12 protein-coding genes and 3 pseudogenes are annotated in these 14050 nt (G+C 67.6%); 10 read left to right on the top strand and 5 right to left on the bottom strand.

Going from position 1 to position 14050, the window contains the following annotated elements; translation table 11 throughout:
- Nucleotides 1-330: 330 nt before the first annotated feature.
- The 3 genes and pseudogenes from AB0I59_RS22910 to AB0I59_RS22900 all read left to right on the top strand — a co-directional run.
- A pseudogene (locus tag AB0I59_RS22910) lies at nucleotides 331-429 on the top strand (peptide-methionine (S)-S-oxide reductase MsrA); the annotation flags it as partial.
- Nucleotides 426-752: a hypothetical protein gene (locus tag AB0I59_RS22905; protein WP_061253832.1), complete on the top strand. Its 327-nt coding sequence runs from the start codon at nucleotides 426-428 to the stop codon at nucleotides 750-752. The pseudogene AB0I59_RS22910 and the gene AB0I59_RS22905, both read left to right, overlap by 4 nt.
- Before the next feature lie 376 nt (nucleotides 753-1128).
- On the top strand, nucleotides 1129-1791 hold the full coding sequence (locus tag AB0I59_RS22900) for a tetratricopeptide repeat protein (protein ID WP_358135817.1): 663 nt from the start codon (nucleotides 1129-1131) through the stop codon (nucleotides 1789-1791).
- A 671-nt stretch (nucleotides 1792-2462) separates the two neighbouring features.
- On the opposite strand, the gene lgt is transcribed toward AB0I59_RS22900, so the two are convergent.
- Nucleotides 2463-3278, bottom strand: a complete 816-nt coding sequence (gene lgt / locus AB0I59_RS22895) for a prolipoprotein diacylglyceryl transferase (protein ID WP_435831040.1) — start codon at nucleotides 3276-3278, stop codon at nucleotides 2463-2465.
- Between the two features lie 571 nt (nucleotides 3279-3849).
- On the opposite strand from lgt, the gene AB0I59_RS22890 reads away from it, so the two are divergent.
- From AB0I59_RS22890 to AB0I59_RS22880, 3 genes and pseudogenes are all read left to right on the top strand, one after another.
- A complete protein-coding gene (locus AB0I59_RS22890; protein ID WP_358135811.1) occupies nucleotides 3850-4251 on the top strand; it encodes a DUF3592 domain-containing protein in 402 nt (133 codons plus the stop codon).
- Between the two features lie 337 nt (nucleotides 4252-4588).
- Nucleotides 4589-4915: pseudogene (locus AB0I59_RS22885) on the top strand (transposase); the annotation flags it as partial.
- A 497-nt stretch (nucleotides 4916-5412) separates the two neighbouring features.
- Nucleotides 5413-6329, top strand: a pseudogene (locus AB0I59_RS22880) (IS3 family transposase).
- Between the two features lie 78 nt (nucleotides 6330-6407).
- Here the strand turns inward: AB0I59_RS22880 and AB0I59_RS22875 are convergent.
- A complete protein-coding gene (locus tag AB0I59_RS22875; protein ID WP_358135808.1) occupies nucleotides 6408-7511 on the bottom strand; it encodes a GDSL-type esterase/lipase family protein in 1104 nt (367 codons plus the stop codon).
- A gap of 117 nt (nucleotides 7512-7628) precedes the next feature.
- The gene (locus AB0I59_RS22870; protein ID WP_358135806.1) at nucleotides 7629-8546 is read right to left on the bottom strand and encodes an NADP-dependent oxidoreductase; all 918 of its coding nucleotides are present in this window, start codon (nucleotides 8544-8546) and stop codon (nucleotides 7629-7631) included.
- A gap of 120 nt (nucleotides 8547-8666) precedes the next feature.
- Between AB0I59_RS22870 and AB0I59_RS22865 the strand changes: the two genes are divergently transcribed.
- Nucleotides 8667-9110, top strand: coding sequence for a winged helix-turn-helix transcriptional regulator (locus AB0I59_RS22865; protein ID WP_358135803.1), 444 nt, complete (start codon nucleotides 8667-8669; stop codon nucleotides 9108-9110).
- Nucleotides 9111-9131: 21 nt separating this feature from the next.
- Here the strand turns inward: AB0I59_RS22865 and AB0I59_RS22860 are convergent, their stop codons facing one another.
- Complete coding sequence (locus tag AB0I59_RS22860) at nucleotides 9132-9902, bottom strand: hypothetical protein (RefSeq protein WP_358135800.1); 771 nt, start codon at nucleotides 9900-9902, stop codon at nucleotides 9132-9134.
- Nucleotides 9903-10154: 252 nt separating this feature from the next.
- Nucleotides 10155-10688 (bottom strand): NUDIX hydrolase, encoded by a 534-nt coding sequence (locus AB0I59_RS22855; RefSeq protein WP_358135798.1) that lies wholly within the window; start codon nucleotides 10686-10688, stop codon nucleotides 10155-10157.
- Between the two features lie 50 nt (nucleotides 10689-10738).
- Here AB0I59_RS22855 and AB0I59_RS22850 point away from each other — a divergent pair, with 50 nt between their 5' ends.
- From AB0I59_RS22850 to hutU, 3 genes are all read left to right on the top strand, one after another.
- A complete protein-coding gene (locus tag AB0I59_RS22850) occupies nucleotides 10739-11371 on the top strand; it encodes a winged helix-turn-helix transcriptional regulator (protein WP_358135833.1) in 633 nt (210 codons plus the stop codon).
- A 19-nt stretch (nucleotides 11372-11390) separates the two neighbouring features.
- Nucleotides 11391-12251, top strand: coding sequence for a MurR/RpiR family transcriptional regulator (locus AB0I59_RS22845; protein WP_061253821.1), 861 nt, complete (start codon nucleotides 11391-11393; stop codon nucleotides 12249-12251).
- Nucleotides 12252-12361: 110 nt separating this feature from the next.
- The gene (hutU, locus tag AB0I59_RS22840) at nucleotides 12362-14032 is read left to right on the top strand and encodes a urocanate hydratase (protein WP_358135795.1); all 1671 of its coding nucleotides are present in this window, start codon (nucleotides 12362-12364) and stop codon (nucleotides 14030-14032) included.
- Nucleotides 14033-14050: the final 18 nt, after the last annotated feature.

The following is a 14050-nucleotide window of genomic DNA, read 5'->3' as shown; positions in this document are numbered from 1 at the left end:
ACGCGAACCCGTTCAGCCACACGCAGAGTGTGAAGCGATCACGCCGACCGTGGTGGGACCTTGATCGGCGTGTCACCACGAAACAGGGCAAACCCAGGCTGATGCGGCACTAGATCCACCACTCGGGCAGAGCCTGCGGCCCTTCGACCGGATGCGACGGCGACGCAACGAGGCTGAGTACCCACGGCGTGAGTCGGAGCGCTTCACCGCGGAAGACGTGCGTAAAGACATACCGAAGGTCGAAACGATCGTAGAGATCGCAGTCAAGGTGATCGACCAGATGCGGCCTTTCTGAACAGGCGGAGGGATTTATTGCCTCAAGTAGATCGCTACCACCAGCAGTACCTTTACCGGAACCCGAACGGCTACTGCGGGATAGGGGGAACCGGGGTCGCCTGCCCGGTGGGCATCGCGCCCGCTGGCGAGTGAACAAGGCGGTCTTCGACGAGGTCTCGGTCCTTTGGGCCCAGCATCTCGGTCAGCCGTTCCCGGGCATGGGAGATGACGATGTATTCGCCGACTTCGTGCTCGCGGATGCCTATATGGCGGGCATCGTCACAGCGTATGTCGGCTCGCGGCGCGGTAGCCTGAACACTGAGCAGCGCCGCATCCTCGCCAATTGTGCGCGTGATCTGCGGTGGGTGCTTCGGCGTGTGCGCGGACGGGAGGCGCGTGCCTTTGTCGCCCGATCAGTGCGGATCGCTGATCTGATCCTCGGCAGAGCCACCTTGAACGCCCGTCACCAACAGTAGCTGCGGCGAGAAGTTTCATTACACGGTCAAGCCGCCTTCGGCGGGAACCGGTGAGCTTCTCGGCCAGGCACTGCCGCGCCGTCGGCCGATGGGAGCACGAGCACTACGAGGACGGCGCGGCTGGCACCCAGTACTCCAGTAGCACTTATCGATCTTTGAGTCGTTGTCGCTGGTAGTGGGATCGACGGGCTTGGGCTTGATGTCGCCGTCGCCGTCGGGACCAGTTGCTGATGTGACACTCGCTCGGGGCCGGCCGGGTCAGTTGGGCGAAGAGCCGGCCAACCCACTCATCGCTGACCGTCCACATGACGATCCTGGGCCGGAGTACTCTGCTGCTGATTTAGCACGTAGTGGCGATTTCAGGGCGGGGGCGGCGATGAGCGCCGAAGACCGGATTAAACGGGCCAAGACGCTCTATGAACGGGCAGTGTTCAGCGGCGACGCCAGCGTGCTGACCGAAGCCGAACGGGGCCTGGACGCGGTGGAGGCCGATGCCGCGTTGGCCCGTGGGCGGATCCTGCATGCGCGGTTTCTCAACGAGCGCGCTAGCGCTGGCTCGTCACCCGTCGAGGATCCGGCTGAGCTGCCGTTGTTTGAGCGCGCGATTGAGCTGTACCGGGCGCTGGGCGACGCGCGCGGCGAGGCCGAGGCGTTGTTCTGGATCGGCTGCCTACATCAGGTCATCCGGCGTGACAACGAGACTGCGGTGCCGGAACTGGAGCAGTCTTGCCAGCTGGCGGCGCAGGTCGGTGACAAGTCGACCCAGTCCGAGGCTCTGCGGCACTTGGGCATCGCGGCACACATGGCCGGTCGGCTGGATGAAGCGCGCGAGCGGCTGGAGGAGTCGTCGCGGCTGCGCCGGGAGGTCGGAGCCCTGCCGGGTGTGGCCGCCAACATGGTCGGGCTGGCCTACATCGCCGCCGCCCAGGACCGCCGGGCGGACGCGCTCGCGACACTCGACGAGGCGCACGCCATCGCACAGGCGCATGGTGCCCATGCCATCGTGCGGCAAATCGAGCAGGCGAGAACGGAGATCTAGCTAGGTCCGCCTCATTCGGGGGCACATCACGTGGGAAAGCGTCGGCAAGCGATGACAACGAACGGAAGCGTTATCGCAGGTCGCTTGTGGTGTAGGGCGACTTCGCGCAGGTGAGAGCGTGCGGAATGTGAGCCCGGCCTACAGACCGACTGGTCCGCATCACCGCGCTCCGCTTAGCTCGGATGCGTGACCAACTGCGTGCCCAAACCGGTGCTCAGCGAGGGGGGCCCTGAACGGGGGCGTCAGGACGGCCCGTACCGTCGCGCTGGCCTGGAAACTCAGGACACCGGCCGCAACTGAGGGTGTGGCGAATCCTTCTCTTCGCCCCGGTTCTCCTCGGCCAGGTGTCGGGCCAGCTCATCAAGATCCCTACCGCAGCGGACGTTGGACAACCCGCGTGCCACCTTCTGCGGTGCAAGGTTCGTGCGACGGACGGCGGTTAGGTCTGCTCGGAGGTCTCGTTCTTGTCCTGGGCGACGAAGGAACCCATGCCCAGGGCGGTGACGATGAGGCCGTCTCGCGGAGCTTGGCGGTCACCTTGCGGATGGTCACGCGGGCGACGCCGAACTCGCCTTCCATCTGGACCTCGGAGATGAGGTATTGAGGCGGGTACTTGCCCGACTCGATGCGTGCGCGTACGACCTCGTAGATCTACACGCGCTTGGGTCGCGTCAGGTGCTCTCGATCGGATCGGAGGCCGGCTCGCCGTTCTCCTCGTGCGACGCCTTGTGTTGTGAGTCCGGCACCATGATCTGTTCGGTGCCCTTGTTACGAGTCACCCAGAGATAGATCAGCGCGCCGATGAACAGCGCGATCGAAGTCCACTGGTTGATCCGCATCCCGAGGAGTGTCACCGCGTGGTCCACTCCGCCGACCGGGTCGATCCGCAGCCCTTCGATCCAGAACCGCCCGAACGTGTAGCCGGCGACGTAGAGGGCGAACAGGCGGCCGTGGCGCAGCGTGAACCGCCTGCCAGCCAGGATCAGTCCGAAACCGAGCGCCGCGTCCCACAGCGACTCGTACAGGAAGGTCGGGTGGTAAAGCACGCCTGGCTCGCCGCCGTGCGCTTGGTCGATCTCCAGGCCCCACGGCAATGTGGTTGGACTGCCGTACAGCTCCTGGTTGAACCAGTTGCCCCAGCGGGCGATCGCCTGCCCGAACGCGATGCTGGGCGCGATCGCGTCGGCCACGGTGCCCAGGGACAGCCCTCGGCGGCGGCAGGCCAGCCACACGCCCACGCCTCCCAGAGCGACCGCGCCCCAGATGCTGAGCCCGCCTTCCCAGATGAACAGCGCCTGGTAGGGCTCCTTGATCGCGTGCGGGCCGAAGTAGGTCTGCCAGTCGGTGATGACGTGGTAGAGGCGAGCGCCGATCAGGCCGAAGATCACTGCGGGGACCGCGATGTCGCTGATCGTGCCCTTCTCGCCGCCGCGGGCGCGCCAGCGGCGCTCGCTCAGCCAGATGCCGAAGCCAATCGCGATGATCATGCACAATGCGTAGCCCCGGATCGGGATGAATCCGAGATGCCAGACCCCTTCGGGAGGGCTGGGAATCGAGGCGAGAGGCATGCCGGTGAGGCCAGCCAACGCAAGGCCACTTGGCCGCCTTCGTGACCTGATCGCGAACCTTCTGCGACGTGACGTAGCCGAACCGGTGCAGCATTCGACCGCGGCCTTGATGCGGTCCTTTATCGCTCAGGCGGCCAGAACTGAAGCCGGTAGATGTCCAACTCCCTCCGGTGTGAAACGGTCGTGCATCCTGCAGCAAGATCCAAGCCGTTTGCAATCGCGACCCGGAATCCTACTGCCGTGAATTACACCGGGCTGTCACGGAGAGGCGTGATGCGCGCAGACAGGAGAGCGCCGGTGCGGTTCGTGTCGGGGAATCGCAAGGACCGCAAGGCGTCCGGCAAGCTGCCGCGCTCCCATTGCTCCTTCTGATGACTTCTGATGATGCGATCACCGGCAGGTGATCGACCGGGTCGGGCTTCGGCGGTACAGGCCCTCGAACGGGATTGCGACGGTGGCCCTTGAATGAGATGAGAAGGGGGCAGTGGACATGAGCATCGTGCCATTGTTTGGAATCGTGTTTGGAGTGGTGTCCATCGGGGCCAGCATCCATGACATCATCGTCGGGCAGCGGCTGCGGCGGCACGGGATACGGGTGCCGGGCGTCGTCGTGGGCCTGCGCCGGGCCGGCCGCAACGGCGTGTACTACCCCACACTGCAGTTCCAGACGGTGCAGGGTTCCGTGGTGAAGACCGAGTCGGATCTGGGCCTCAAACCGTCGCCGGTCCGTCCGGGCCAGCAAGTCATGGTGGTCTACGCCCCCGAGAGACCCCAGCACGTCCGTCTGGACGGGGCGGGCGGCACAGGTGTAATTCACGGCGTGCTGTTCCTGGTCGTCGGGGCGGTCGCGCTGGTGGTCTCCCTGGTCTTCGCGGTCAGCTCCTGGCTGTGAGGACGGGAGCGGGCATCGTCGGCATCCGTTCGGGCCGATGAGTTTTCGCGGCATGGCGCCTCCATATCTGTAGACGGCCTGGAACGACGCGGACTGTGCAGGTCGCATCCACGGAGATCTGGAGGTGTCGTTCAGATGGGCGAGACGCATGTAGTGCGGTACACGATCCGGGCCGACGCGGCGGCGGAGAATCAGCTTCAAAGTCCTCAACGGCTACTGCGGCATCGGTGGCACCAACGTCAAGCTGGGTGACCCGTCTCGGCGGGGCGCCTGCCAGACGGGCCTGCTCCCGACTGAGGAGTAACGCCGAACTTTGCTTGTCCGGGTTCACGCCCAGCTGCCCGAGTGCTGGTTGCTGGCCGAATGGCCGCCCGGCGAGAGCGAGCCCACCGACTACTGGCTGTCCACTCTGCCGGCCGACATCCGGTTGCGGGACATGGTACGGCTGGCCAAGATCCGCTGGCGGATCGAGCATGACTACCGCGAGTTGAAGATCGGACTCGGCCTCACCCACTTCGAAGGCCGCTCCTTCACCGGCTGGCAACGTCACGTCACCCTGGTCTCGGCCGCTCATCTGTTCCTCACCGAACTGCGCTTGACCAGCCCAAAAGCAGCTGGGGCGGTCTGGCCTTCTACAAGATCCTCCATCTGCTCCAGGCCTTGTTGGCGATATGGGCAGGCCGATGCCCCACTTGCCATCGACGACCACCATGACGACCTAACAAAGTCCTACTAGGCGTCGGTGCAGATGCCCCCTCGGCTCGGTGTCTGACGGGGCTGAGGATCTCTTTTACGGAGTGGCCGGGAGCGCTGAGGCCTCCGGACGATGGCTGGCCTGCTTGGAGATCTTGCTCGTTTGCCGGGCAAGGGGTCCATGCCGGGAGTGACGACGTCGACCAGCGCGCTCGAGGGCTCCGATGTCTTTCTCTCCTTGGCTGCGGCGTCGGGTCGTCGGACGAGTTGTTCGGTTCGCTTTGTTTGGCCGAAGCGAACCAACCAGGGTTGATTTTGTTCGGTACATTTATATCAACCCAGCCGAACAAAATCATGGGAGCAATCTGGAGTTGGCCCGGTTTGGTGGACACCTGACCTCTGGGGAACCCTGGTTCCCGGAAGGAGTCCACTGTGCCGAATAACTATCCGCCGGAGTTCCGCCGGCAGATGGTGGAACTGGTGCGCGCGGGACGGTCGCCGGAGGATCTCGCCAAGGAGTTCGAGCCCTCCGCGCAGTCGATCCGTACCTGGGTGCGCCAGGCCGACCTCGATGACGGCCGCCGCCAAGACGGCCTGACCAGCGCTGAGAAGGACGAGCTGGCCCGGCTGCGCCGTGAGAACAAGATCCTCCGCGAGGAGAAGGAGATCTTGCGTAAGGCCGCGGTTTTCTTCGCGCGGGAGACGGATCGGCCGAGATGAAGTACCGGCTGATCGATGCGGAGAAAGACCACCACGATGTCTCCCTGCTGGCCCGGGTGCTGGGTGTGTCGCGCCAGGGCTACTACGCCTGGGCCAGCGCGGCCCGTCCGCTCGCGCCCGTCGTGATGCCGAGCTGACTGAGAAGATCCGCCGGCACCATACGGCCTCCGATGGATCACGTACGTGCCGACCTGGCAGGGGTTCGTCTATCTCGCTGTGGTCTTGGACGTGTTCTCCAGGCGGATCGTCGGCTGGGCGATGGCCGACCACATGCGGACTGAGTTGGTGACCGATGCGCTGGCGATGGCGATCCACCAGCGCCGCCCCAGCGCAGGGGTGATCCATCACAGCGACAAGGGCAGTACACCTCGATCGCCTTCGGCCAGCGGTGCGAGCAGGCAGGAGTTCGCCCCTCGACGGGCAGGACCGGGACGTGCTTCGACAATGCGATCACGGAGAGTTTCTTCGCCTCGTTGGAGTGTGAGCTGATCGACCGGCGGACCTTCCGTACCAGGTCAGAAGCCGAACGGGCCGTGTTCGCCTACATCGAGGGCTTCTACAATCCACGCCGCCGCCACTCCGCGAACGGCCAGCTCAGCCCCGCCGAGTACGAACGTCGACACGTAATCAAGAGCATTCAAGAAGACGGCTATGCTGCCGCGTAGCTGAAAGCCCTGACGTGTCTACTGAACCGGGGCAACTCCAGTTCGGGCCCGTCACAAGGGCGGGCAAGGACGAGGTTTCTAGAGGGCGAGGGTTTCCAGGTCTACGGCGTTGGCCATGGCTTGCGCGCCTTTGTCGTTGAGGTGCATGCCGTCGCCGCAGTCCAGGGCGGGGTGGATGTAGTCGGGGGCTTCGGGGTTCTCAACAGCTCGAGCCACGTCGAAGACGGCGTCGAAAGTGTCGGTGGCACGGATCCAGTCGTTCACCTCGCGTCGGGCGGCGAGGCCATCGGGGGTGCTGATCCCGGGATAGACGGCGCCCGCGAAGGGGCCGATGGTGGCAGCGAGGATCTTCAGGTCGGCCTTATGGGCTCGGTCGGCCAGTGCCTTGAAACCCTCGATGAGGGCGTCGGAGGTGATGGGAGGCTCGCCGGACATGCCGGGGAGACCGAGGTCGTTGATGCCGAAGTGCACCAGGACGTGGGTCAGGCCGGGAATCGAGAGAACGTCGTGGTCGAAGCGCGCCAGCGCGTGCTCGCCGACCTCGTCGCGCAGGAGGCGGTTTCCGGCGATGCCCTGGTTGACGACCCATCCCCGCTTGAGGCGCCGGTTGAGGAAGTCCACAAAGCGGCTGTTCGCGCCGGTCGTGGAGCCGACCCCTTCGAACCAGGAGTCGCCGAACGCCACGGCGATCGCGGCGTCGTCCGGGGCGAGCACGTCGACGCCCGAGACGTAAAACCTGGCTTCTACCTGCTCGGCGTCAGGGAGTGAGGGAGACGTGACGTGGTTACCGCCGACGATGTGAGCGGTCTCCATGGGCCTGTGGGAATAGGTGGCCAGGCCCGTCTTCTCAGGGAGATAGAGGCTGAGGATGAGGTCGGTGCCGGGAGCGACGGGCAGATCGGTCGGGTCACTGGCGGCCTCTTCTCCCAGCGGGATGGTGAGTCCCTCGGCGCCGTCGAAGGTGAGGGCGGCCTGCCCGTGCTCGGTGGCGACCCTCGCGGCGGCGATGGTCAAGGGGGCGCGGCCGTAACGGTTCGTCAGGCCTACGCGGAGGCGTTCTCCGCCGCCGGCCATGTGGAGCACCTGACGCACCGTCTGGTCGGCGAAGCCGCGCGGTTCGGTGAGCTGGATCTGCTCGTAGGGATTGATCACTGCGGTGCGGAAGCCCGCTGTCCAGATCATGCTCGCTCCATTCGTTGCTATGGGGATTTGTCGGCGAATTCTGACGTCGGCGAGGCGATTGACATGGGCCCAGGTTCCGGCGCGGGTGAAGGGCGCGCGCCGGGCTGGGCGAGTTGGTCAGGGTTCGAGCACGTAGCGACCGCGCACCCCGCCCTTGGCCACGGCCCGGTGGGCGTGGGCGACCTCGTCCAGCGGCACGACCGCGTGCACTCGGGTCGGCAGCTCGCCGAACGCGGTGCGGGCGAGCAGGTCGCTCAGTCGAGCGCCGTCGGGATGCGCAACTACGGCGTGTACGGTGATCCCGCGCTCCGCGGCCGGTTTGGCGCTCGGCTGGACGCCGACGAAGACCCCGTCATCGCGGACCAAGGCGAGGCCCCGCTCCTGCAGCACCGCACCGTCGGCGACCGCGTCCCAGCCCGGCTCCGCGCGGGTGGTGAACTCGGCGCCGAGGCCGCGGACGAACTCCTCGTCCTCGGCTCTGGCCAGACCGGTCACCTGCCAGCCGCGGTCGGGTGCGAGCGAGGCGACGTACCCCCCGACCGCGCCGGCTGCGCCGGTCACCAGTAGCTGGTCGCCGTTGCCAGGTGCGTCACCGAGTAGATCGACGATCTGGGCGGCGGCCAGCCCGTTGAGCGGCACCGTCGACGCCGCGATCAGGTCCAGCCCGTCGGGAACGACGGCGATGTCGGAGGCCCGCACGACGAGCTGTTCGGCGTAGGTGCCGAAGTCTCGGTCGAAGCCGTCCACCAGGCCGGCGACCCGGGTGCCGGCCGCCAGGTTCACACCGGGGCCGGTGGCGACGACGGTCCCAGCGAAGTCCCAGCCCAGGCCGGTACGCTCGGGCTGGTTGATCAGCCCCATGGCGTGAAAGAGGCCACCTGCGACCCCGAGGTCGACGGGGTTGACCGGCGCGGCGGCGATCCGAACCCGGACCTCGCCGGGCCCAGGCTCGACGACGGGAACGTCAATGATCTCAATCGAGTCGGGTCCGCCCGGGGTGCGGACGGAGGCCGTGCGAAAAGTAGAGCTGCTCATGGCTTCGCCCCGTGGTTTGTGTTCGACGATTGACCTGCATCACTATGGGCGGGTAGCTCTCCAGCGGGAAGTACGCACCTGGAAGTGCGTAAGTCACCGCCCGGTACGAAGGAGCGGTCGATGCCAACGAGGACGGCGGCCCAGAAGCGAGCACAAGCGAAGGGTGACTACGACGCGTTCCTGGCGAGGTGCCCGAGTCGCCAGTTGCTCGACCAGATCTCCAACAAGTGGGTCGCGCTGATCCTGGCCGCGCTCGGCAGCGACGGCCCGCACCAACCCGGAGGCGACTGCGCCGGCGAGCCACGGTCGATGCGCTACTCCGAGCTGTCCCGCAGGCTGGCCGGGGTCAGCCAGAAGATGCTCACCCAGACGCTGCGCTCCCTTGAGCGCGACGGGCTGGTCAGCCGTACCGTGACGCCGACGGTGCCGGTCACGGTCACGTACGAGCTGACCGACCTCGGTCTCTCGCTCCACCACGTGATTCGCGGCATTAAGGTGTGGGCCGAGGCGCACATGGACGAGGTGCTCGCCAATCGCGAGGATTACGACACCCACATCGCCTGAACGCTCACCATCAGCTGTTCTTCAGGACGGGCGCGGCCCTGCCAAGAGCTCGCCGACCTGGACGACCGCGAACTCGACCTGGCCCTGGCCCTCCTCCCAGTTGGCGATCAGCGTGCAGTTCTCGTCGGCGGGCAGGTCGCCGCTCGACCGCTCGGTCCGCAGGTACATGAGCCCCGCATCGCCTTCGGTGCAGAAGAAACTCAGGTGGGCGAACAGCTCGGGCGGCGTGAGGTCGGCCAGCGCCTCCTGCCACTCCTCGGCTGCCTCCGCCTCGAGGGGAAGGAGGCTTTCGGGGCCCGTGCCGAGCGCGGTGGCGACCCGCATCGCGTCGAAGAGCGTGCCGTCCGAGACCAGCCGCGGGTGGCAGACGGTCCAGGTGCCACGCAGATCGGACGCGGCGAGGTCGTACCGCGCCAGCAGGGGAGCCAGGTCGCCGCCCAGGACGCGCCGGCCCGCGAAGCACGCCGCCGCGAGATCCGCCTCGAACTCCGGTGGCAGCCCGGCCTTGTCGAACTCGAAGACCGACCGGCTCGCGTCGAACTCCAGCAGCGGCTCGTCCAGGTCGAAGATCGGGCAGTCCCAGACGACCGGCTCGGCGCCGCGGAGGGCGGCCGGATTCACCCAGGCGGTGTCCTGCGCGAAGCCGAGCTCGTTGATGAGGTTGCCGCCGAAGAACGTCGCATAGACGGCGTCGGCGTCGAAACTCGCCAGCGGACGGCCGAGCAGGATCTCAAAGGCGCCGGTCAGCTGTTCTAGCCACGGGCCCGAGATGTTCGCAGGAGCAGAGTTCATGCCGGGACCATATAGGCCGGGCCCGTCATTCCAGATCGGGTTCGTCGCCCATGCGTGTGAGGCGACGAGCGGAGACTTCGGACCGGTTGAGGTTTCGGTATGAGTCCGAAGCGGGGAGACCGGGTCACAGTCCCGCCTCCTGACGACGAATGGGACGTCCGTTTCGGTACGAGCGATGCGGTGAAGGGCTGGGAGGACCCTCCGTCGCCGGCCCGCTGCCGCTGCGCGGTGGGTCGACGGTGTACGAGGTGATCAGAGCAGGGATGTGCGCGGTCGCATAACCTGTCGATCCCAGGACATGACCACCGGCTCGGGCGAAACCTCGCCGCTCAGCAGGAATTCCAGCAGGTCGGCCAGGTCGGTGGGAAGCACGCAGTCGCCGGTGGCGCGCAGTTCGGCCGATGTCCACCAGCGGAAGACGTCCAGCAGGGAGCGTTCGTGCTTCTCCATGCCCGAGACGTCCACGTGCACGGCGGGCACGCGTAGGAAAAAGAAGGAGTGCTCAGAGCGCATCGGCGTGCCGTCGTTGCGGATCCAGTCGCCCGCGCTGGTGGCCACGATCTGTCCCAGGGCGTCGGGGGCGACCTCGTGGCCGATCTCCTCACGGAGTTCTCGTGCGGCCGCCACGCACGGTGTCTCCCCGGGCTGGATGCCGCCTCCGGGGGTGTACCAGGCGTAGTGAGGGTCTTTGATGGACCTCAAGGCGCGGTACAGGAGGATCCGGTCACGGTCGTCGACGAGCAGGACGCGGGCCGATTTGCGCAGGATCTGTCGGGGGACGGGCATGACGATCATCCTTCCCTCTGGCCACGAGCGATGCGAGCCCATCAGGGCGACTGCTCCGCCTGGAAGCGGAAGGTCATGCGGGATATCCGCCGGCGCGTTCGGGTTGTCCGATCAATGCCGCGGTCGGGGCGTTCGGTGACAGCTGGAGCCTGCTCGTGCTGCGGGACGTGATGTTCGGGAATCGGCGCTACTTCAGGCAGCTGCTCGCCGGCTCCGAGGAGGGGATCGCCTCCAACATCCTGGCCGACCGGCTGAAGCGGCTGGTGAACGCCGGCCTGTTGACCCGCGAGGACGCGGGGCCGGGACGGCGGGCTGCCTACAGCCTGACCGAGGCCGCCTGGCCAAGGCATACGCCGCCGCGCTCTGACGCCCTGTGTGGACTTCCGGGTTTCCCGCGGAACCCGCTGATCAGCGCGTACGGTCCCGACGGGGCGGCGGCCTACCACCACGGCGGCTTCTTCTCGGAGCACCTGGGGCCGGCCCTCGACCGGCTCTCCCTGACCGCGCTTTCGACCGCCCGGTTGTCGGCCGCGCGGTTGCGGTGTGGTGCGATCTGTCTTTCCCGGCAGGGCGGGCGTACACGCCGGCGGAGGCCACACTTGTTCCGTCGATGGAGGACCGCCCCCCTCACGGCGGACGTCGCGGCGGCGGCCGGTCTTCTCGACATCCTGGCCGAGCTGTGACGCGTACCCTTGGAGAGCCATGAACCCGGACGACGCCGCGCCGGAGGCGCGCCTGCTGCGCCTGTTCGAAGGACATCGACTGACACCGGCTCAGCGGCGCATCGCGCACTGCCTTGTGCAGCACGCCGCGCAGGCGCCCTTCCTGTCCAGCGTGGAGATCGCCGAGCTGGCGGGGGTCAGCCAGCCGTCTGTGACGCGGTTCGCGATGACGCTCGGGTTCGACGGCTATCCGGCGCTGCGCAAGGAGATCCGGGGGCTCGGGCTGTCCGACGCCCAGGCTTCCGGTGAGAAGCGCGAGGACACGTCGCTGAGCGAGCCCCAGCGGGCGGTGCTTGCGGAGATCGCCAACCTCCAGCACCTGGCGGGGCTGCTGGCCGACATGGGGCCGGTCGCGCGGGCGGCCCGCCTGCTGGCCCCCTCCCGGCCGCTGCTCGTGCTCGGCCTGCGCGCCGCGGCGGCCCAGGCGGCGGGGTTCGCGTACTTCGCGAGCAAGGTGCACCCCGAGGTGCGCCTGCTCGACGAGGGAGGGTCCATGCTCGCCGACCGCATCGAGCAGGCCGCGGGCGCCGGAGCGACGGCCCTGCTGTGCTTCGCGCTGCCGCGCTACCCCGCCGAGCTGATGGAGGCCCTGTCCATCGCGCGGGAGGCCGGGCTCAGCGTGGTGACCATCGCCGACAGCGCCTTCGCGCCGGCCGCGGCCGTGTCGGACATCTTGCTGCCTGCGGCGGTGGGCACCCAGCTCGTCTTCGACACCGCCTGCGCGCCCATGATGCTCGGCCGGGTGCTGCTGGAGTCGATGGTCGACGAGATCCCGGGGGCCGAGGCCCGGCTGGAGGCGTTCGAGCACTCGGCGACGGAGCGGGGAGTCTTCGCCGACTAGGTATTGACTGAATCTATTCATTCTCATTAGATGTGAATGAATTACTTGCAGGGCACTGTGGAACAGTCGTAGTGCGACGGGTCCGGCACCGGCCGGCGGGGAGGTTCATCATGCAGAGCAGTGGTCCGCGTCCAGTCCGGGCGCCGCGCGGTACGACGCTGAACACGCGAGGTTGGCAGCAGGAGGCCGCCCTGCGCATGCTGATGAACAACCTCGATCCCGAGGTGGCCGAGCATCCCGACAAGCTGGTCGTCTACGGCGGCACCGGCAAGGCCGCCCGTGACTGGCCCTCTTTCGACGCGATCACCCGCACGCTCGGCACACTGAAGGCCGATGAGACGCTGCTGGTGCAGTCGGGCCGCCCGGTGGGCGTGATGACCACGCACGAGTGGGCACCCCGCGTCCTCCTCGCCAACTCCAATCTCGTGGGCGACTGGGCCACCTGGCCGGAGTTCCGGCGGCTGGAGCGACTCGGCCTCACGATGTACGGGCAGATGACCGCGGGCTCGTGGATCTACATCGGCACGCAGGGCATCCTCCAGGGCACCTACGAGACCTTCGCCGCCGTGGCGGCCAAGAGGTTCGGCGGCTCGCTGGCGGGGACGATCACTCTCACGGCGGGCCTGGGCGGCATGGGCGGTGCCCAGCCGCTCGCCGTCACCATGAACGGCGGCGTGGCGATCTGCGTCGACTGCGACCCGCGGTCGATCGACCGGCGCATCGAGCACCGCTACCTCGATGTCAGGGCTGCCGACCTCGACGAGGCCCTCCGTCTCGCCTACGAGGCCCGCGACCAGCGCAGGCCGCTGTCGATCGGGGTCGAGGCCAACGCGGCGGAAGCCGTACCGGACCTGCTCGCCCGCGGTGCGGAGATCGACATCGTCACCGACCAGACGTCGGCGCACGACCCGCTGGCCTACCTGCCGATCGGGGTGGCGTTCGAGGACATGGCCGCCGAGGCGGCCAAGGACCCCGAGGGCTTCACGACCAGGGCGCGCGAGTCGATGGCCAGGCACGTCGAGGCCATGGTCGGCTTCCAGGACGCCGGGGCCGAGGTGTTCGACTACGGCAACTCGATCCGCGGTGAGGCCCAGCTCGCCGGGTACGGCAGGGCGTTCGATTTCCCCGGCTTCGTCCCGGCCTACATCCGGCCGCTGTTCTGCGAGGGCAAGGGCCCGTTCCGCTGGGCCGCCCTGAGCGGCGACCCCGCCGACATCGCCGCCACCGACCGCGCGATCCTGGAGCTCTTCCCGGACAACGAGCCGCTGGCCCGCTGGATCCGGATGGCCGGCGAGCGCGTCCACTTCCAGGGCCTGCCCGCGCGGATCTGCTGGCTCGGGTACGGCGAGCGCGACAAGGCCGGCGAGCGGTTCAACGACATGGTGGCCTCGGGCGAGATCCAGGCGCCGATCGTCATCGGCCGCGACCACCTCGACTGCGGCAGCGTGGCCTCGCCGTACCGGGAGACCGAGGCGATGCTCGACGGCTCCGACGCCATCGCCGACTGGCCGCTGCTCAACGCCATGGTGAACGTCGCGTCCGGCGCGTCGTGGGTCTCCATCCACCACGGCGGCGGCGTCGGCATCGGCCGCTCCATCCACGCGGGCCAGGTCACGGTCGCGGACGGCACGGCTCTCGCGGGCGAGAAGATCCGGCGCGTGCTCACCAACGATCCGGGTATGGGCGTCATCCGGCACGTCGACGCGGGCTACGACCACGCGACCGAGGTCGCCGAGGAGCGCGGCGTGCGGATCCCGATGCGCGAGGGCGAGGAGGCGTGATCGATCCCGGACAGGTGG

The sequence above is a fragment of the Microtetraspora glauca genome (genome assembly GCF_040656155.1).
GTDB classification, from domain to species: Bacteria; Actinomycetota; Actinomycetes; order Streptosporangiales; family Streptosporangiaceae; genus Microtetraspora; species Microtetraspora glauca.
This window is presented reverse-complemented; position numbering and strand designations above follow the sequence as displayed.

What these genes read in the sequence shown, in the direction of transcription:
- lgt (WP_435831040.1), bottom strand. Translation starts at nt 3,278, where the DNA reads ATGATCATCGCGATTGGCTTCGGCATCTGGCTGAGCGAGCGCCGCTGG.
- AB0I59_RS22860 (WP_358135800.1), bottom strand. Translation starts at nt 9,902, where the DNA reads ATGAACTCTGCTCCTGCGAACATCTCGGGCCCGTGGCTAGAACAGCTG.
- AB0I59_RS22870 (WP_358135806.1), bottom strand. Translation starts at nt 8,546, where the DNA reads ATGAGCAGCTCTACTTTTCGCACGGCCTCCGTCCGCACCCCGGGCGGA.
- AB0I59_RS22845 (WP_061253821.1), top strand. Translation starts at nt 11,391, where the DNA reads ATGAACCCGGACGACGCCGCGCCGGAGGCGCGCCTGCTGCGCCTGTTC.
- AB0I59_RS22890 (WP_358135811.1), top strand. Translation starts at nt 3,850, where the DNA reads ATGAGCATCGTGCCATTGTTTGGAATCGTGTTTGGAGTGGTGTCCATC.
- AB0I59_RS22875 (WP_358135808.1), bottom strand. Translation starts at nt 7,511, where the DNA reads ATGATCTGGACAGCGGGCTTCCGCACCGCAGTGATCAATCCCTACGAG.
- hutU (WP_358135795.1), top strand. Translation starts at nt 12,362, where the DNA reads ATGCAGAGCAGTGGTCCGCGTCCAGTCCGGGCGCCGCGCGGTACGACG.
- AB0I59_RS22900 (WP_358135817.1), top strand. Translation starts at nt 1,129, where the DNA reads ATGAGCGCCGAAGACCGGATTAAACGGGCCAAGACGCTCTATGAACGG.
- AB0I59_RS22865 (WP_358135803.1), top strand. Translation starts at nt 8,667, where the DNA reads ATGCCAACGAGGACGGCGGCCCAGAAGCGAGCACAAGCGAAGGGTGAC.
- AB0I59_RS22855 (WP_358135798.1), bottom strand. Translation starts at nt 10,688, where the DNA reads ATGCCCGTCCCCCGACAGATCCTGCGCAAATCGGCCCGCGTCCTGCTC.